Annotated in this window: 14 protein-coding genes; 6 read left to right on the forward strand and 8 right to left on the reverse strand. The window is 66.8% G+C overall.

The window, feature by feature from the left end; genetic code table 11:
* Positions 1–38: 38 nt before the first annotated feature.
* From ASG77_RS13640 to ASG77_RS13660, 5 genes are all read left to right on the forward strand, one after another.
* Positions 39–2,138: an Hsp70 family protein gene (locus ASG77_RS13640; RefSeq protein WP_056346539.1), complete on the forward strand. Its 2,100-nt coding sequence runs from the start codon at positions 39–41 to the stop codon at positions 2,136–2,138.
* A gap of 3 nt (positions 2,139–2,141) precedes the next feature.
* Positions 2,142–4,196, forward strand: a complete 2,055-nt coding sequence (locus ASG77_RS13645; RefSeq protein WP_056346357.1) for a LuxR C-terminal-related transcriptional regulator — start codon at positions 2,142–2,144, stop codon at positions 4,194–4,196.
* 164 nt (positions 4,197–4,360) lie between these two features.
* Positions 4,361–5,458 (forward strand): IniB N-terminal domain-containing protein, encoded by a 1,098-nt coding sequence (locus tag ASG77_RS13650; RefSeq protein WP_056346360.1) that lies wholly within the window; start codon positions 4,361–4,363, stop codon positions 5,456–5,458.
* A 111-nt stretch (positions 5,459–5,569) separates the two neighbouring features.
* Complete coding sequence (locus ASG77_RS13655) at positions 5,570–7,594, forward strand: dynamin family protein (RefSeq protein WP_082576040.1); 2,025 nt, start codon at positions 5,570–5,572, stop codon at positions 7,592–7,594.
* Complete coding sequence (locus ASG77_RS13660; protein WP_056346361.1) at positions 7,591–9,084, forward strand: dynamin family protein; 1,494 nt, start codon at positions 7,591–7,593, stop codon at positions 9,082–9,084. Before ASG77_RS13655 ends, ASG77_RS13660 begins: the two co-directional genes overlap by 4 nt.
* 9 nt (positions 9,085–9,093) lie before the next feature.
* Here the strand turns inward: ASG77_RS13660 and ASG77_RS13665 are convergent, their stop codons facing one another.
* Both ASG77_RS13665 and ASG77_RS13670 read right to left on the reverse strand, forming a co-directional pair.
* Entirely contained in the window at positions 9,094–9,720 is a 627-nt protein-coding gene (locus ASG77_RS13665) for a hypothetical protein (protein ID WP_235564541.1), read from the reverse strand.
* A gap of 7 nt (positions 9,721–9,727) precedes the next feature.
* Positions 9,728–10,189 (reverse strand): PLD nuclease N-terminal domain-containing protein, encoded by a 462-nt coding sequence (locus ASG77_RS13670; protein WP_056346363.1) that lies wholly within the window; start codon positions 10,187–10,189, stop codon positions 9,728–9,730.
* A gap of 60 nt (positions 10,190–10,249) precedes the next feature.
* Between ASG77_RS13670 and ASG77_RS13675 the strand changes: the two genes are divergently transcribed.
* Positions 10,250–10,576, forward strand: coding sequence for a DUF4229 domain-containing protein (locus ASG77_RS13675; protein WP_056346365.1), 327 nt, complete (start codon positions 10,250–10,252; stop codon positions 10,574–10,576).
* Positions 10,577–10,608: 32 nt separating this feature from the next.
* On the opposite strand, the gene ASG77_RS13680 is transcribed toward ASG77_RS13675, so the two are convergent.
* The 6 genes from ASG77_RS13680 to ASG77_RS13705 form a co-directional block, all read right to left on the reverse strand.
* The gene (locus tag ASG77_RS13680) at positions 10,609–11,490 is read right to left on the reverse strand and encodes a 1,4-dihydroxy-2-naphthoate polyprenyltransferase (protein ID WP_056346367.1); all 882 of its coding nucleotides are present in this window, start codon (positions 11,488–11,490) and stop codon (positions 10,609–10,611) included.
* 78 nt (positions 11,491–11,568) lie between these two features.
* Positions 11,569–12,744, reverse strand: a complete 1,176-nt coding sequence (locus ASG77_RS13685) for an AMP-binding protein (RefSeq protein WP_056346369.1) — start codon at positions 12,742–12,744, stop codon at positions 11,569–11,571.
* Positions 12,745–12,817: 73 nt separating this feature from the next.
* Entirely contained in the window at positions 12,818–13,771 is a 954-nt protein-coding gene (locus ASG77_RS13690) for a 1,4-dihydroxy-2-naphthoyl-CoA synthase (RefSeq protein ID WP_056346371.1), read from the reverse strand.
* Positions 13,772–13,792: 21 nt separating this feature from the next.
* A complete protein-coding gene (locus tag ASG77_RS13695) occupies positions 13,793–14,233 on the reverse strand; it encodes a VOC family protein (protein ID WP_056346373.1) in 441 nt (146 codons plus the stop codon).
* 70 nt (positions 14,234–14,303) lie between these two features.
* On the reverse strand, positions 14,304–15,065 hold the full coding sequence (locus ASG77_RS13700; RefSeq protein WP_056346375.1) for a CPBP family intramembrane glutamic endopeptidase: 762 nt from the start codon (positions 15,063–15,065) through the stop codon (positions 14,304–14,306).
* 213 nt (positions 15,066–15,278) lie between these two features.
* On the reverse strand, positions 15,279–15,941 hold the full coding sequence (locus tag ASG77_RS13705) for a TetR/AcrR family transcriptional regulator (RefSeq protein WP_056346377.1): 663 nt from the start codon (positions 15,939–15,941) through the stop codon (positions 15,279–15,281).
* Positions 15,942–16,008 lie beyond the last annotated feature (67 nt).

Consider the following 16,008-nt stretch of genomic DNA (forward strand, 5'->3'; position numbering starts at 1 on the left):
GCTCGCAGACAGCTAGTTGCGTTTTTGCCGAGGTGCCCATGAACTATGTCCTCGCCGTTGATGTAGGGACCAGTTTCACCGCCGCCGCCATAGTCCGAATTGATCACGATGCTTCGCGTGTTCCGGAGAGCCTGCCACTTGGGCTCCGCGGAACGGCTGTGCCGTCGGTGGTCTACTACCCCGAGGAAGGCCCCATCCTGGTGGGGGAGGCGGCCGAGCGCCGCGGCCTTGACTCCCCGGAGCGGGTGGTGCGGGAGTTCAAACGGCGGGTCGGAGACGACGTCCCCATTGCCGTCGGCACGCTTTCCCTTCCTGCTGAGGACGTCTTCGCCACTATGGCGCGATGGGTTGCAGACCGGGCTGAAGAACGCGAGGGCGCGCCGCCGTCGGACATTATCCTTTCCCACCCTGCCTCCTGGGGTGCGCACCGAACGCAGCTCATCCTCGCTGCCCTGGCCTCAAAAGACCTGACCAAGGTCACGCTGATCAGCGAACCGGAAGCGGCGGCGCTGCACTATGCCGCCCAGGTGCGGGTGGAGGATGGCAGTACCATCGCCGTCTACGACCTCGGTGGCGGGACCTTTGACACCGCCGTCCTGAAGAAAACGGACGCCGGCCACTTTGAACTGCTGGGCCGGCCCGAAGGGATCGAGGGGCTGGGCGGCGCCGACTTCGACGCAGCCGTCCTGCGGTACGTTGCCGATCACGCCGGGCAGGGCCTGGCAAATCTTGACCCGTCGGCGCCCGGCGCCCTGGCGGCCCTGTCGCGCCTGCGGCGGGAGTGTGTTGAAGCCAAGGAGGCGCTGTCCGCGGACAGCGAGGCGAGCATTTCGGTGCTGCTGCCGGGAATCCAGCAGCAGGTGCGGCTGGTCCGGTCCGACTTCGAGGCGATGATCAGCGAGCCCATCCGGGAAACAGTGGACGTCCTGGAGCGTTCGCTTCAGGACCTGGGGCTCACCCCGGACTGCCTGTCCGCGGTGCTTCTGATCGGCGGCTCATCGCGCATTCCCCTGGTGGCACAGCTGATTTCGGAGCAGCTGGACCGTCCGATCGCCGTGGACGCCGATCCGAAGTCATCCATCTGCCTCGGCGCGGCGGTTGCCGCCCTTCGCGCTCAGCCGGAGGGGGCCGCGCAGTCCGCTGTACTGACCGCACAGCTGGCTGACGCCGTCGTACTCACGCAGGGTGACGGGCATCATGGAGCTGCTGGCCGACGAGCCAGCTGGTCCCGGCATGCCGACGCCGGTGCTGCAGCACTCGCCGCCGGCGCCCATACCACCGGTGCCCATGCCGCCGGGCGCAAGGGCGGCGCGCACGGGCCACGTCCGACCGTGCGGCTGAGTGCGGTAGCAGCGGTAGCGGCGCTCTTTACCGGGCTGACGGCGACTGCAGCCCAGGGCCCGGAGGGACTCGGCAGCCTCTCGGCAATGTTCGCCGCGCCGGCAGATGCGGCGAAGGAATCCCCAAGCGCTGCTCCTCCTGACGGAACCGGCGGACCTGGCTCCGGTGGCCCCGCGACAGGAGCAGGCGCGGCAGGAGCAGGAGCAGGCGCAGCGCAGCTACCCGTGCAGGGGATTGAAGCCAGCGCTCTGCTGCAAGACAGCAGCGCGCCGGACAGTTCCACGGGACTGGACATTGCTGCCTCGTCCACCAGCAGGCCACTTACCGAAGCAGGCCAACCAGCCGCCGGCGGGGCCGCTGCCGGGACGGGCACTTCTGGTGAGCCTGCACAGGGTTCCGTAGGCTCCACCCCGGGTCCGGTGACCAACCCGACGACGGATCCGGCGCCGGGCCCGGTCCCATTGCCCGTCGATCCGGTACTTGATCCGACCACTGACCCGGCCCCTGGTCCTACGACCGACCCTGCGCCGGATCCGACCACGGACCCTGCACAGGATCCGACCACTGATCCGACCACTGATCCGACCACTGACCCGGTTCCGGATCCGACCACCGACCCTGCGCCGGATCCGACCACTGACCCCGCTCCCGATCCGACCACCGGCCCGGCTCCCGAGCCGTCGTTGGCACCTGCGCCGGAGCCCGATCCGACGACGGACCCTGCGCCGGTTCCCGACCCGTTCGCGGAACCGTCCCCCACCACGGATCCCGCGCCAACCACCGAACCGGCGGTCTGAGTCATGGCCGCCGATCATATGCAGCCCGAACGGGAACTGCATGAGGCAGGGACGCCGGCTCCCGCCGGAGCCGCTGACATGGCACAGCAGTTGCGGGGCGAGAATGCGGCAGTCCGTGAACTCCTGCTGGCGCTGTCCGTGGGGTTCACCTTGCCGGGTCCGCTGCCCGGTGAGCTGGCGCACAAGCTGGAAAGCCCTGACAGTCCGGGCCTGGACGCCGTGGTAAACCGCGCCGAGGCCTCGGGCCTGCTGCTTGCCGACGGGACCGTCGTCGGCCCCGTGCAACACGCGCTCCTGAACGGCACGCCCACAGCCCGTGTGCATGCATTGCAGCGGGAACTCGTCGGTTTTGTTTCGGCCGAGGGCCGGCCCTTCGGCGACCTTGCCCGCGAGCTGGCGAGGGGCGGACTGGCGGACCCGAGGGTCGCCGCCGAACTCGAAGCCGCAGCGGACAAAGCACTGCAGCACAACCCCGGTCTGGCCGCCCAGCTGTACAGCGAAGCGCTGCTGGCAGGGGCGGACGAACTGCGCATCGCTGCCCGCCGCGCCCAGGCCGCAGCCGCCACGGGCGACCTCGACGCCGCCGGCCGGATTATTGACGGGCTCCTGGTGAGTTCCGATCCGCCGGATGTCAGACTTGGCGTGGATGTTGCTGCTTCCGTCTGGGCACAGCGCGGGCTGCTGGTCCGCAGCGCCGACCTCTATGCCTGGCTTGGTCCGGCGAACATGGGCCGGTCCGCCCCGCTTGCCGCGGTGGTCATGATCGGCAGCGGCGACCGGGCGGGCGCGGAAGAGGCCTTTCCCGCCGGGTCGGCGCCGGTGTCGCCCACCTTACTGGCGGTGGCGCTTTCGCATACGGGCAAGGGCGTGATGGCGTCGATGGAGCGGGATCCACACAAGGGCCTTCCCCTGCTGATCCATGCTTCGGACATGCTCAACGCGTCCGGTTCGGCGCTGCCCCTTCCGGACACCCCTGGAGCGTTGGCCGCGTTACTGGCCCTCCACAGCGGTGAATCCCACGTAGCGGACACCATCATCCGCTCCGCCGTCGCCGCGAGGCAGGGCGGTGATGCCGCCAAGCCACGGCTCCACCTCTTGCAGGCGTGGTCGGCCATGCAGCAGGACGATGCTGGCGAAGCACGGCTGGCCATCAACGAAGCCTCCAAGGCCAACCACTGGCCGCTGGTTCCCAGGGACGAGTTCCTGTGCGCGGCCCTGGAAGTGGGCCTTGCGCGGCGTAGCGGCGACGTCCATGACTTGGTGATGGCCTGGGAGCGCGCCCGCGAAGCGATGCTGCACTCCGCCGTCGACCTTTACAGCCTTCTGCCGTGGGGCGAACTGATGATTGCTGCCGCCCGGTTGCGGGAGACACGGCGCGTCGCGGATTATCTGGATGACGCGTGGGCTTTGCTGACCAAGCTGGGGGAGCCACCCCTGTGGGCCGTTCCGCTTCACTGGGCGGCGGTCCAGGCTGCCCTGCTGAACAAGAGCCCGGCCGACCTTGCCCCGCACGCGGCAGCGCTGGTACGGGCCGCGGACTACAGTCACATGGCCGCTGTGCTCGCCGCCGCAGGCAAGGCATGGGTCAGCGTCCTGGCCGGCCGGTTCCAGGCGACGGATGTGGAGAACGCCGCCCGGGGACTGAAAGTGGTGGGCATGCCGTGGGAAGGGGCCCGGCTGGCGGGACATGCTGCCGCGCAGGTAGACGAGCGCAGGGACATGATGCGGCTCCTTGCCTGCGCCAGGGACCTCCACCCGCAGGGCAGAACCACCGGGCCACCCGACGGGCTGGCACCGGAAGCACGCCGCAGCGCCGCCGAGAACAACCATGGCGCGCATCCTGACGCCTCGGGGCTCAGCGAACGCGAAAAGGAAGTGGCGCGGTTGGTCCTGGAAGGAAAGACGTACCGGGAAATCGGCGAAGCCATCTACATTTCCCCCCGGACCGCTGAACACCACATTGCCAGGATGCGGCGGAGGCTTGGGGCCGAAAACCGCTCCGATCTGCTGGTGCGCCTGAGGCTGGCGCTAAGGGCAGATCATCAGGGCCCGGACTGAGCCCTGCTGCCCCTAGCCACGAAACAGGCAAACCCCTAATGCGGGGCATCCGGGTACGGGGACACAACCCGATGCCAGGCCCCTACGAAGGACCTTAGGTTTGATTTAAGCCCGGCACCGAGGCCTGGCGATCCACAACTCCGAGAAGATTTGAGGACCATCCAATGCCTACACTCGCAAACCAGCTCGTCCAGTTCCTGATGGGTCTGTTCAACAACCCCGCCGCTGCTCAGGAGTTCCTGAACGATCCGGAGCGTTCACTCGAGGGTGCCGGCCTGCGCGAAGTCTGCTCGGCCGATGTTGACGCCGCTATGCCGGTTGTCCTGGACTACGCACCCATCACTGTCAACGCTTCTTCCTTCGACCGGGAGTACAACACCGGCGGGAACACGTCGTGGACCGGCGGCAACGGCGGCGCCGGCCACACCCCGCCTCCTGCAGGCGGCGGCGCAGGCCACACCCCGGGGCACGACCACCATGACGATCACGCTCACGCTGTCCAGCAGCTGCACCACGTGGTGAACAACTACTCCTACACCTCAACGGTGGATGACCGGGACACGATCACGGACCAGTCGGTCAATCAGAACATCTGGGCCGACGGCGACGTGAACCAGTGGTTCGGCAACGAGGCTGTCATCGCATCCGGCGATCAGGCCCTGGCTGCCGGCGACGACAACAACGTCCGGGACTCCTACAACACCACCGACTCCTACAACACGGACAACACCACGGACAATTCCACGGACAACTCGATCACGGCCGGCGGCGACGTCAACATCGGCAACAGCGATCTGGATGTGGCAGATTCGTTCAACACCGACGTTGACCTTGATGTCGCTGATTCGTTCAACGACAATTCCGATAATTCCGATAACTCCGATAATTCGGACAACTCGGATAACTCCGTGGATAACTCGGAAGACAACTCGGTGAAGATTGAGGATTCCTTCCAGGACAACTCCGATAACTCGGACAACTCCATCGAAGACAACTCCACCGAGGACAACTCCCTCGTAATCAACGACAACTCGGACAACTCCATCGAAGACAACTCCACCACCGAGGTTGTCGTTGAGGATTCCTTCCAGGACAACTCGCAGGCGGAGACCACCGAGGTGGAGGTGGTTGATTCCTTCAACCCGGTTGAGGTTGTGGTTGAGGATTCTTTCCAGGACAACTCCACCGAGGACAACTCGACGCACACTGACGTGGCTGTGGACACCGACGTCGCGGTCGAAGATTCGGAGATCAGCCTATAAACATCAAGTTCCGGGTACCGGGAGCGCCCGGCAGGAGGCCATCGACCTCCTGCCGGGCTCTTCGCGGATCATCCCCCGCCCCACCCGCACCCCTGCTGCAAAGGACAGATCATGGCTGAATCGCAACGACCGGGAGGCCCTGGACGTGCGCCGGTGCCCGTGAACGCCGGCCAGCTGGCGTTGCTGGTGGAGCAGGGCATCGAGCTGGTGGGGACAGGGGACCGCGCGGACCTGCGGAAACGCCTGGACCAGACCCTGCGCCGGCTGAGGGATCCGAGTATCCGCGTGATCGTGGTGGGGGAATTCAAGCAAGGAAAAAGCAAACTTATCAACGCCCTGGTGAACGCCCCGGTGTGCCCTGTCGACGACGACATCGCCACCTCGGTGCCCACCGTGGTCCGCCACGGGGAACCCGCGTCCGCCGCCATCCTGCTGCCCAAAGCCGGCACAGAGCCCGGCGACGACGCCGCACTGGAGCGGCAGCCGATCAACCTAGCGGACCTGGCGGCTTACGTTTCCGAGCGGGGCAACCCCGGAAACGTCAAGAAGCTGGTAGCGGCCGAAGTTTTCCTGCCCCGCAAGGTCCTGGCCGGCGGGCTGACGGTCATCGATTCGCCGGGTGTGGGGGGACTGGGCTCCTCGCACACATTGACCACCCTCACAGCCTTGCCCACGGCGGACGCCATGCTGCTGGTTTCAGATGCCTCGCAGGAATACACCGAGCCCGAAATGCGGTTCCTGCGCCAGGCCATGCGGATCACCCCGAGCGTTGCGGGCATCCTGTCCAAAACGGACCTGTATCCGGACTGGCGGCGTGTGGAGGCCATGGACCGTGCCCAGCTCGCGCAGGTGGCGCCGGACATCCCGCTGTTCGCGGTTTCCTCGGATCTCCGGCTGGAGGCTGCACGCCTGCAGGACAGCGAACTCAACGCCGAGTCGGGTTTCCCCGTGCTGATCGGCCACCTCCGGAATGAAATTGTGGGCAAGGCGGAGCGGCTGCAACGGCGCTCCGTCAGCCAGGACCTGCTCTCCGTGACTGAGAACCTGCGCCTGTCCCTGCGGTCCGAGCTGGGAGCGCTTGAGGATCCTGACGGGACGCCGCGGATGATTGCTGGGCTGGAGGAGGCGAAGTCACAGGCAGATGAGCTGCGCAAACGTTCCGCCCGGTGGCAGATTACGCTCAACGACGGCATCGGCGACCTGATCGCGGACATGGAGTACGACCTCCGGGACCGCCTGCGGCGGATCCAACGCGAAGCCGAGGCCGCTATTGACCAGGGCGATCCCGGCCCCACCTGGACCCAGTTTTCCGCGTGGCTCGAGGAGTGCGCCGCCGCCGCGATCTCGGACACGTTTGTGTGGACCAGCGAACGCGCGCAGTGGCTGGCCGCACAAGTGGCGGAGCATTTTTCAGAGGACGAAGTGGCCCTGCCGGTGCTCCACATCTCGGACACCGACGACGCGTTGGACCCGGTGGACAACATGCCAAGGCTCGACGACGGGCACCTCAACCCCCTGCAGAAGGTCCTGATCGGCATGCGCGGATCCTACGGCGGCGTGCTGATGTTCGGGCTCCTGACCGGGATTTTTGGCATGGCCCTGATCAATCCCCTGTCAGTGGGCGCGGGCCTGCTGCTGGGCCGCAAGGCGTACCGTGAGGACAAAGAAGCACGGCTGAAGCGCCGGCAAGCCGAAGCCAAGGCGCTGGTCCGCCGGCAGCTGGACGATGTCACCTTCCAGGTGGGCAAGCAGCTCAAGGACCGGCTCCGGCTGGTGCAGCGTTCAACCCGGGACCACTTCACGGAAATCGCGGACGAACACCATCGCTCCCTGGCGGATTCGGTGGCGGCGGCCCAGAAGGCAGCCACCACCTACACGCTGGAAAAGGACATCCGCATCCGCGAGATCAAGGCCGAGCTCAAGAAGGTGGACGCCCTGCATCATGCCGCCGGCCTGGTGGCCGCCGAAGTGGCCCAATCCCCGGGGCCTCAGGCCGCGCAGTCTCCGGCCGGGCACGGCACGGCGTCGGGAAACCCGGCGTCGGGAAGTCCGACGACGGGCAGCCAGTCGGTGGGCACGGCGACGACGGGCAGCCAGTCGGTGGGCATGGCGCCGGTGGTTGCGGCGGGCAGATGAAGGAGTCCATCAGCGCGGGAGTGGCGGACCTGATCCAGGACGCCCTGCTCGTGTATGCGGACGACCCCGCTGCGGCTGCGGCATTGGAGACTTATGCCCGGCGGCTGTCCGAGCCCCTCAGGCTCGCTGTGGCAGGCATGGTCAAGGCGGGAAAATCCACGCTGCTGAACGCCATCATCGGGGAGGAGATCGCCCCGACCGACACCGGGGAATGCACAAGGATTGTGACGTGGTACCGCTACGGGCACACGCCGCGGATCACGGCCTACCCCATTGCCGGTGAACCGCGTATCCTGCCGCTGAAGCGCGTGGACGGCCGCCTGGTGTTTGTCCTGGGCAACGCCCGCGCCGAGGACATGGAACGGCTGGTGGTGGAGTGGCCCTCGCCGGCCCTGCGCGAGCTCACCCTGATAGACACCCCGGGAATTGCCTCGTTGTCCGAAGACGTCTCTGCCCGGTCCACCGATTTCCTCATCCCCGTGGACGCGCCCTCCGAGGCTGATGCCATCATTTACCTCATGCGCCACATGCACGCCTCGGACCTGCGGTTCCTCGAATCCTTCAGGGATACCGAGGCGGGTAGGTCGGGAACCGTGAACGCCCTTGCCGTGCTGTCCCGTGCCGACGAGATCGGTGCGGGCCGCATTGATTCGCTGCTCTCCGCGGATGACATCGCTGACCGGTACCGCCGGGACCACAGACTGCGGAAGCTGGCGTTGGGGGTGGTCCCTGTGGCCGGGCTGCTGGCGCAAAGCGCACGCAGCATGCGCCAGTCGGACTTCGAGTCCATGCAGGTCCTGGCCGGCATGGAGCGGTCGGCCCGGGAGCGGATGCTGCTCTCGGCGGACAGGTTCATCAGGGCCACTGTCCCGCAAAGCCTGGGCGCCGAAGCCCGCGCCTCCCTCCTTGAGCGGTTCGGGCTGTTTGGGATACGGCTGGGCGTGGTGCTGATTCGGAATGGCTTCACGGAACCCACGCCACTGGCGCATGAACTGGCCCGGCGCAGCGGGCTGGACCCGTTGCTGCACCTTGTGGCCCGGCAGTTCCAGGCCCGCGGAGATGCCCTCAAAGCCCGCACGGCTTTGGTGGGAGTGGAAAGCTTGCTGCGAAGCGCGCCCAGGGAGGGGGTCGGCCGCCTGGCCGCAGCCTTGGAACGCCTTCAGGCCAACGCCCATGAGTTCCGTGAGCTCCGCCTGCTCGCCACTATCCGTACCACGGGAGTATCCCTCAGCGATGAATTGGCGGCGGAGGCTGAAATGCTGGTCGGCGGCTGGGGTGCGGTGCCCGCCCTGAGGATGGGGCTGGCTCCGGATGCCGGACCGGACGAAGTCCTGGCCGAAGCCCGCCGCTTCCTAAACCGGTGGCGGACGGTATCGGAAAACCCGCTGACGGAGCGCTCAGCCGTGGAGGCCTGCCGCGTGGTGATGCGCAGCTGTGAGGGCGTGGTGGCTGAATGCTCGGCCCTGCAGCTCCACCCGCAGTCTGCCTGAGGTGAGCCCTTATTGCCGCGTCCGCGTCGGCCTGACCTGCGCCGACTGGATCCGCGATGCCTTGAGCCACCCGCCCGCCGACGGCACAAAAACCGCCACCAGGCCGAAGGACGCAAGGAGTAGCTGGGCTCCCCAGAGCATCACAACGTAACTGCCGGCGTCGCCCTCGGGGACGAGGAAAGCCGCGGCCACCACCATGACCATTACCTGCCCGGCCAGCAGCGGGATCAGGAGCCAGCGGGACCAGCCGCGGCGCGCTGAGAAAATAGCCAGCGCCGCCGCTTCAAACAGCATCACCAGCAGCAGGGCGCCCAGGCTGCCCCAGAAAACAATGGCCGCGGACGTGGTCACTGCGTCAGGCCCGCCGCCGGGGGACATCTGGTCCACCACGGTGCGGAGCCGCTCCAGGTGTGAGTCGCGGGTCAGGAATGAACCTACAAGCACGGCCAGGCCTGCCACGAAGCTGAACAGCCAGAAGGTCCGCACCAGGCGGACGCTCCGCGGTGTCGGCGGAATGACAACGATGGGCGCCGGCGCGGCGTAGGACAGCCCGGGCCGCGGCGGCGGCAGAGGGGGCGTGGCAGCCCCGGCGGGTGCAACCGGCTGTTGGGATTCTCCGTCGGGGTGCTGGGCCACGTTTTACCTACTTTACGTCGCCGGTATCGTGGGTGTCCGCGTCTCCCGTACTGGCACCGCCGGCTTCGTCGTGGCCGCTCCCATCCTTGCCCCGCGTACCGGCGTTGTCCTGTCCCGTGCCAGCGGGACCGCCGTCGGCCTTGGCGTTCGCCTCAAGGTCATCCTTGAGCTTCTTGAGGCGGGCAGCCTCGGTCTGGTTGCGGCGGCGCGTTTCCAGATTGCGGAGGAAATCGGGATCATCATCCGGGGCGGTGGGATGGCTGCGTGGTTGGCGGACCGGGGCTGAGTCACGCGGACGGCCGATCAGCAGCCACAAGATGGCGCCGAGCACCGGAAGGACAATCATCACCACGATCCAGGCCGGCTTGGAGATCCCGCGGGTGAGGCGGCCGTCAGTGCGGATCACGTCCACCAGGCCATACACAAAGATGACGAGAACTGCGACAGCGAGAACCACACGGAAGAGCATGGCATTAAGTCTATCGTCCGCAGGCCGGGGGCGTTCAGGCAGGGCGGCTAAACTTGAACCGTGGCTTTTCTGAAATACTCCCTGATCCGGCTGGCGCTGTTTGCGCCGCTCTTTGTGCTTTTTATGTTCCTGGAGCTGGGGGCGGTGCTGTCAGTCATCTGCGCAGCGCTGATCGCGTTTGCGGTCAGCTACCTTTTCTTCCAGAAACAGCGCGACGCCGCCGCTGCCGCCATTCACGGCCGGCTCTCCGGCAAGGCCAAGCCGTTGCGAAGTGAAAGCGAGGTGGCCGACGCCGAAGCCGAGGATAGCCTCCTGGACGCCAACCCGGATGTCACCATCCGGAACAGCGGCCCGAAGGCACCCGAAACGAAGGCACCCGAGTCCTAGAGCCCGAGTCCTGGACCCCGCCCCGGTCCGGCCTAGAATCCGTGGCTGAGCAGCAGTCCCAGTGAGAACAGCAGGCTGTAGCCGAGGTTGATCAGGCCGGTCTGCTGCAGCACGGGAATGAGGCTCTTGCGCTTGCGGCCGTTGATCATCAGCCAGGCGGGCATCAGGCAGGCAGGGATGAGCAGCAGCACGATCAGCATCCACGGCCGCCCGGGAGCCAGGATCACCACCAGCAGGATGGCCACGGCGAGCATCAGCACGTAGCTTTCGCGGGCGTGCTTGTCGCCCAGGCGCACGGCCAGGGTCTTTTTGCCGGCCTGGATGTCGGTGGGGATGTCGCGGACGTTGTTGGCCATCAGCAGGGCGCAGGCAATCAGTCCGGTGCCGATCGCGCCGATAACGGCCGGCAGGTTGACCTGGCCGGCCTGGGTGTAGGTGGTGCCGAGCGTTGCCACCAGGCCGAAGAAGACAAACACAAAGACGTCGCCCAGGCCCATGTAGCCGTAGGGGTTCTTGCCGCCGGTGTAGCCCCAGGCGGCCATAACGCAGCCGACGCCCACCAGGATCAGCCACCAGCTCTGGGTGATCACCACCAGCGCCAGGCCGAACAGCATGGCCACGGCGAAGGCACCGAACGCCGCATATTTGACGTGTTCCGGCTGGGCGGCGCCGGAACCCACCAGCCGCAGCGGTCCAACGCGGTCCTCGTCGGTGCCGCGGACGCCGTCGGAGTAATCGTTGGCGTAGTTCACTCCGATCTGCAGCAGCAGCGCCACCAGGGCGGCCAGCACGGCATTAACGGGGCGGAACGAATCCAGCTCGTAGGCCGCGGCGGTGCCGATCAGTACCGGGGCGATGGCGGCCGGCAAAGTGCGGAGGCGGGCGCCTTGGATCCATTGTGCGGCTGTGGCCACGGTCAGTACCTCTGTTGGGTCGGGAGAACGGCGAAACGGTGGTGGCGGCCGCGAACGGGCCGCCGGTGCAGGTCTACTCTACTTTCCCTGATGCAGCGCGTTGAGCCGGTCGATCATCGCGAGGCGGTCCGGCTTGCCGTTGGGGAGCATCAGCAGTTCAGGGCCGGCCAGCACGGTTTTCGGCGCCAGGAGGCCCAGCCGCCGGTGCCATTCCTCCTTAAGTACGACGGCGTGATCCCCTGCTGGGGTGCCCGCGGCGTTGGCGGCGAGCGCAACAAACGCGGCCACGGCCTGGCCCCATTCCGTTGACGGGACGCCGGCCACAAAAGCCGAAACGACGCCGTCGGACTTTTCCAGCTCTTCCTGCACATGCGCGGCGGAGACCTTGACGCCGCCGGTGATGATGACGTCGTCGGCGCGGCCCAGCACGGTGAGCCGGCCGTCCGCGTCCAGCGTGCCGAGGTCATTGGTGCGGTACCAGCGGACGCCGTCCTCCTCGAAAAACGTGTCCGTCGCTTCGGGCGCATCCACATACCCGGCGGCCACGGTGTCGCCGCCCAACAGGATACGGCCGTCGTCGGCCACCCGGACCTGGACACCTTCCAGGGGCACGCCGTCGTACACGCAGCCGCCGCAGGTTTCGGCGGACCCGTACGTGGTGACCACCCTGACGCCGGCCTCGCGGGCGGCGTCCAGCAGCCCGGCCGACGCCGGCGCGCCGCCCAGCAGGATGCCGTTGAACCGCCGCAGGACGGCCAGGGTCTCCGGCGACGGCGCCTCAAGGAGTCGTTGGAGCTGTGTGGGCACCAGCGACGTGAAGCGGAACTTGTCGGTCAGCTCCAGTGCGCCGGCCGTGAATGCTTCGGGGGTGAAGCCGCCGGACATGTCCATGACCCACGGGCGGGTGCCGGCGAACAGCGACCGCACCAGGACCTGCACGCCTGCCACGTACTGCACGGGCAGCGCGAGGAGCCACTGGCCCTCGCCCTTGAGCGCCAGGGCGGTGGCCATGGATGAGGCCGCCAGCGCCTCGACGGTCAGGATGGTGGCCTTCGGCGCGCCCGTCGAGCCGGACGTGCGGACCACCGCCACGGCGTCATCGCAGCCGGGCGTCTCGGTGTGTCCCACCACCAGTTCGCCGTCGGGGCCCGCGGAAAGTTCGACGGCGGGTCCCTCACCGTGGAGGGCGGCGGCCAGGGCTTTGAGCACCGGGTCGATGTCCGTGGGACCGATGGTCTGGGTTCCGAGATTCATGTGCCGTCCTGCCTTTGAAGTCAGCCGGGGCCTGGGGCCGGTCGGCTTGGAAGTTTGTGCCTGGACGTGGTGCCTAGAAGTAGTGCGGGAAGCGGGACCAGTCCGGGTCCCGTTTCTCCAGGAAGGCTTCCTTACCTTCCACCGCCTCGTCCGTCATGTAGGCCAGGCGGGTGGCTTCGCCGGCGAAGACCTGCTGGCCGGCCAGGCCGTCGTCGGCAAGGTTGAAGGCGAATTTCAGCATCCGGATGGCCTGCGGTGACTGCCGGGCGATGTCCGCGGCGTATTCCAGGGCCACCTCTTCGAGGCGCTCGTGGTCCACGGCCTCGTTCACGGCGCCCATGCGGACCATGTCGTCCGCGGAGTACTCGCGGGCAAGGAAGAAGATCTCGCGGGCGGACTTCTGGCCGATCTGGCGGGCCAGCAGCGCCGAGCCGTACCCGGCGTCGAAACTTCCCACGGTGGCGTCCGTCTGCTTGAACTTGCCGTGCTGGCGGGAGGCGATGGTGAGGTCCGAGACCACGTGCAGGGAGTGCCCGCCGCCGGCAGCCCAGCCGTTCACGACCGCGATGACCACTTTGGGCATGGTCCGCATAAGCCGCTGGACCTCGAGGATGTGGAGCCGGCCTGCGCGGGCGGGGTCGATGGTTTCCGTGGTCTCGCCGTCGGCATAGCGGTACCCGTCCCGGCCGCGGATGCGCTGGTCCCCGCCGGAGCAGAAGCTGTGTCCGCCGTCCTTGGGGGAGGGGCCGTTGCCGGTGAGCAGGACGGTGGCGACGTCCGGGGTCATGCGGGCGTGGTCCATGGCGCGGTAGAGCTCGTCCACGGTGCCGGGGCGGAAGGCGTTGCGGACTTCCGGGCGGTTGAAGGCGATGCGGACCGTGGGCAGGTCCCTGGTTATTGTGCCGTCGGTGTCCCGCTCAACCTGCCGGTGGTACGTCATGTCCTGGAAGTCGTCGAATCCGGACACGGTGCGCCAGCGGGTGGGGTCAAAGACGTCGGACACCTTGGCGGGAAGTTGGTTGCTCACCGGACAAGTCTAGTAATCGGGTCAGCTGATGCAGAACTCGTTGCCCTCGGGATCGGCCATGGTGTGCCATTCGTGCGGGCCCTGGCTGGCCGTCCAGAGGAAGCTGGCGCCACGGGCTTCCAGTTCTTGCCGGACGTCGTCCTTGTCCCGGCCATCCAGCCGAACGTCCCAGTGGACGCGGTTCTTGTCGGTCTTTCCCTCCGGCGCAGTCTGGAACAGGATACGGCGGGCAGGGGCGGCTGCCTCGGTTTCCTCCACCGGGCGGATGGCGGAGCCGGTGCTCCACACCAGCTTGCCCTTGTGGACCAGCGTCTCGGCGTCCGTAGCGTAGCCCTGGCTGATCATGGAGCGGATGAAGCTTTCGTCCTGCGGTTCCACCGCCCAGTCCAGGGTTTCGGCCCACCAATCGGCGAGCTCATGCGGGTTCTTGCTGTCCACAACGATCTGGATGTTCAGTCCCATCCCACCAAAATACGACGGCGGGCGGCGGCTGGGTAGGGGTTCCCTGTGGCTGGTGGCTGGCCGCCAGCTGTCAGGGCTGGACCTGCTGCAGTTGCTCAAAGAGCTCTGGCGGGATGGCGTAGATGAAGATGACTGCCAGCAGGTTTTTCGCCGCGTGCACAAAGTAGGAGAACATCAGGTTCTTCCCGGTCCACACATAGACAAAGACCAGCGTGGCGCCCATGGCCAGGTACGGGAGCAGCGCACTGAACGTGATGGCCTCCTGGCCCGCGATGTGGATGCCGGCAAAGAGGACCACGGACAGGGCGCAGCACAGCCAGATGTTGAGCCGGCGGCTGAGCTTGCCGATCAGGAGGTGCCGGAAGATGTATTCCTCCACAAACGGGCCCACCACCACCAGGACCGGCACTATCAGCCAGGCGGGCACCTGCTGCATCAGAGCCTGCAGTCCGGCCTGGTTTGCCGACGTCTCCACTCCGCCGCCTGCCGACACCACAACCGCCGTGAGGATCATCATGGCCACCACCGCCGCGGGCACCATCAGTAGCGTGAACCACGGACGGGTGGCCAGCACGCGCAGGTCCCGGGCCACGACGTGGCGAGCGGCAGCCAGAGCCAGGATCCCGATCGAGCCATAGAAGATGAGGTTAACGGCGTACGATGCCGCGGCCGGGCTGGGAGCCAGCTGGCGGATGAACGGGGCCAGCAGTTCCCCGGCGACGGCGAAGAGTCCGGCCACGGCCACGTAGAGGCCGACGGTGGTGAAATCAAGGCTGGAAAACCGGTACAGCTCGGGCTGCGGCGCGGGTGGTTTCCGGTGTGTGGTGGCCATGTCTTCAGCCTAGCTCCCCGCCTCCCACCCGCTGAGCTATCACTTTTGGTCCCCAAACCGGGGGCAAAGCGACGAAATGTGATAGAGCAACGAGTCGTCCCGATCCATGCCTGGCCAGGTGGAAGCTACGCGATCGGCAAAGCGCCAGTTCAAGCTGCGATAAATCCGCCATATCCCGTTAACGGTCTTGGTTGCCTGGACGCCGGCCCGGTCTCACGATTCATGACGACGGGTCAACTCGCGGAGCGGCTCATGCACCGCTCCGGGTGCTTCCTGGGTCGCGGGTATGCCTGCGATCATTCCCGCCCACAACAGGTCGGTTGTCGCAACGGTCAGGGAGTCGATGGATGTTCCATCCAGGAGGTTGCCCGCGGCCAGTACAGCGGCTCCGTGCAGGCTCACGAAGCAGACGAGCGCGAGCATCTCGCAGTCGCCTGAGGCCAACTCCCCGGCGTCCATTGCTTCAGCGATGAGTGCCCTGGCAACGCGCAGGCCGTCTTCGCCGATGCTGCGCAGCTCATCGCTGGCATCGGGATGGTGCTTGGTGGAGTGCATCACGGCCAACAGGACCGGGTGGGAGACGGCAAAGTCCACATAGGCGCTGGCGATCCGGACAAAGCGTGACCGATGGTCTCCGGCAGCTTCAGACGCTCCGATTATGCGGGCGTTCATGGCGCGGAAGCCGTCAAGGGCGAGGGCGTCCAGAAGGGCCTGCTTGTCACGGAAATGCTTTCCGGGTGCAGCGTGGCTGACGCCCAGGTCACGCGCGAGCTGCCGCAGGGAAAGACCTTCGACTCCTGCTTCTTCGATGGATTCCGTTGCACGGGCGAGCAGCGCCTCGCGGAGCTTGCCGTGATGGTAGGACTGATCGGTCATGCGATCAGTATAACCAGGATGTAGTCATTGACAACAATGTAGCCAATGCCTACTATGTTGGCAGCGA

This window comes from Arthrobacter sp. Soil762 (assembly GCF_001428335.1).
GTDB lineage: Bacteria > Actinomycetota > Actinomycetes > Actinomycetales > Micrococcaceae > Arthrobacter.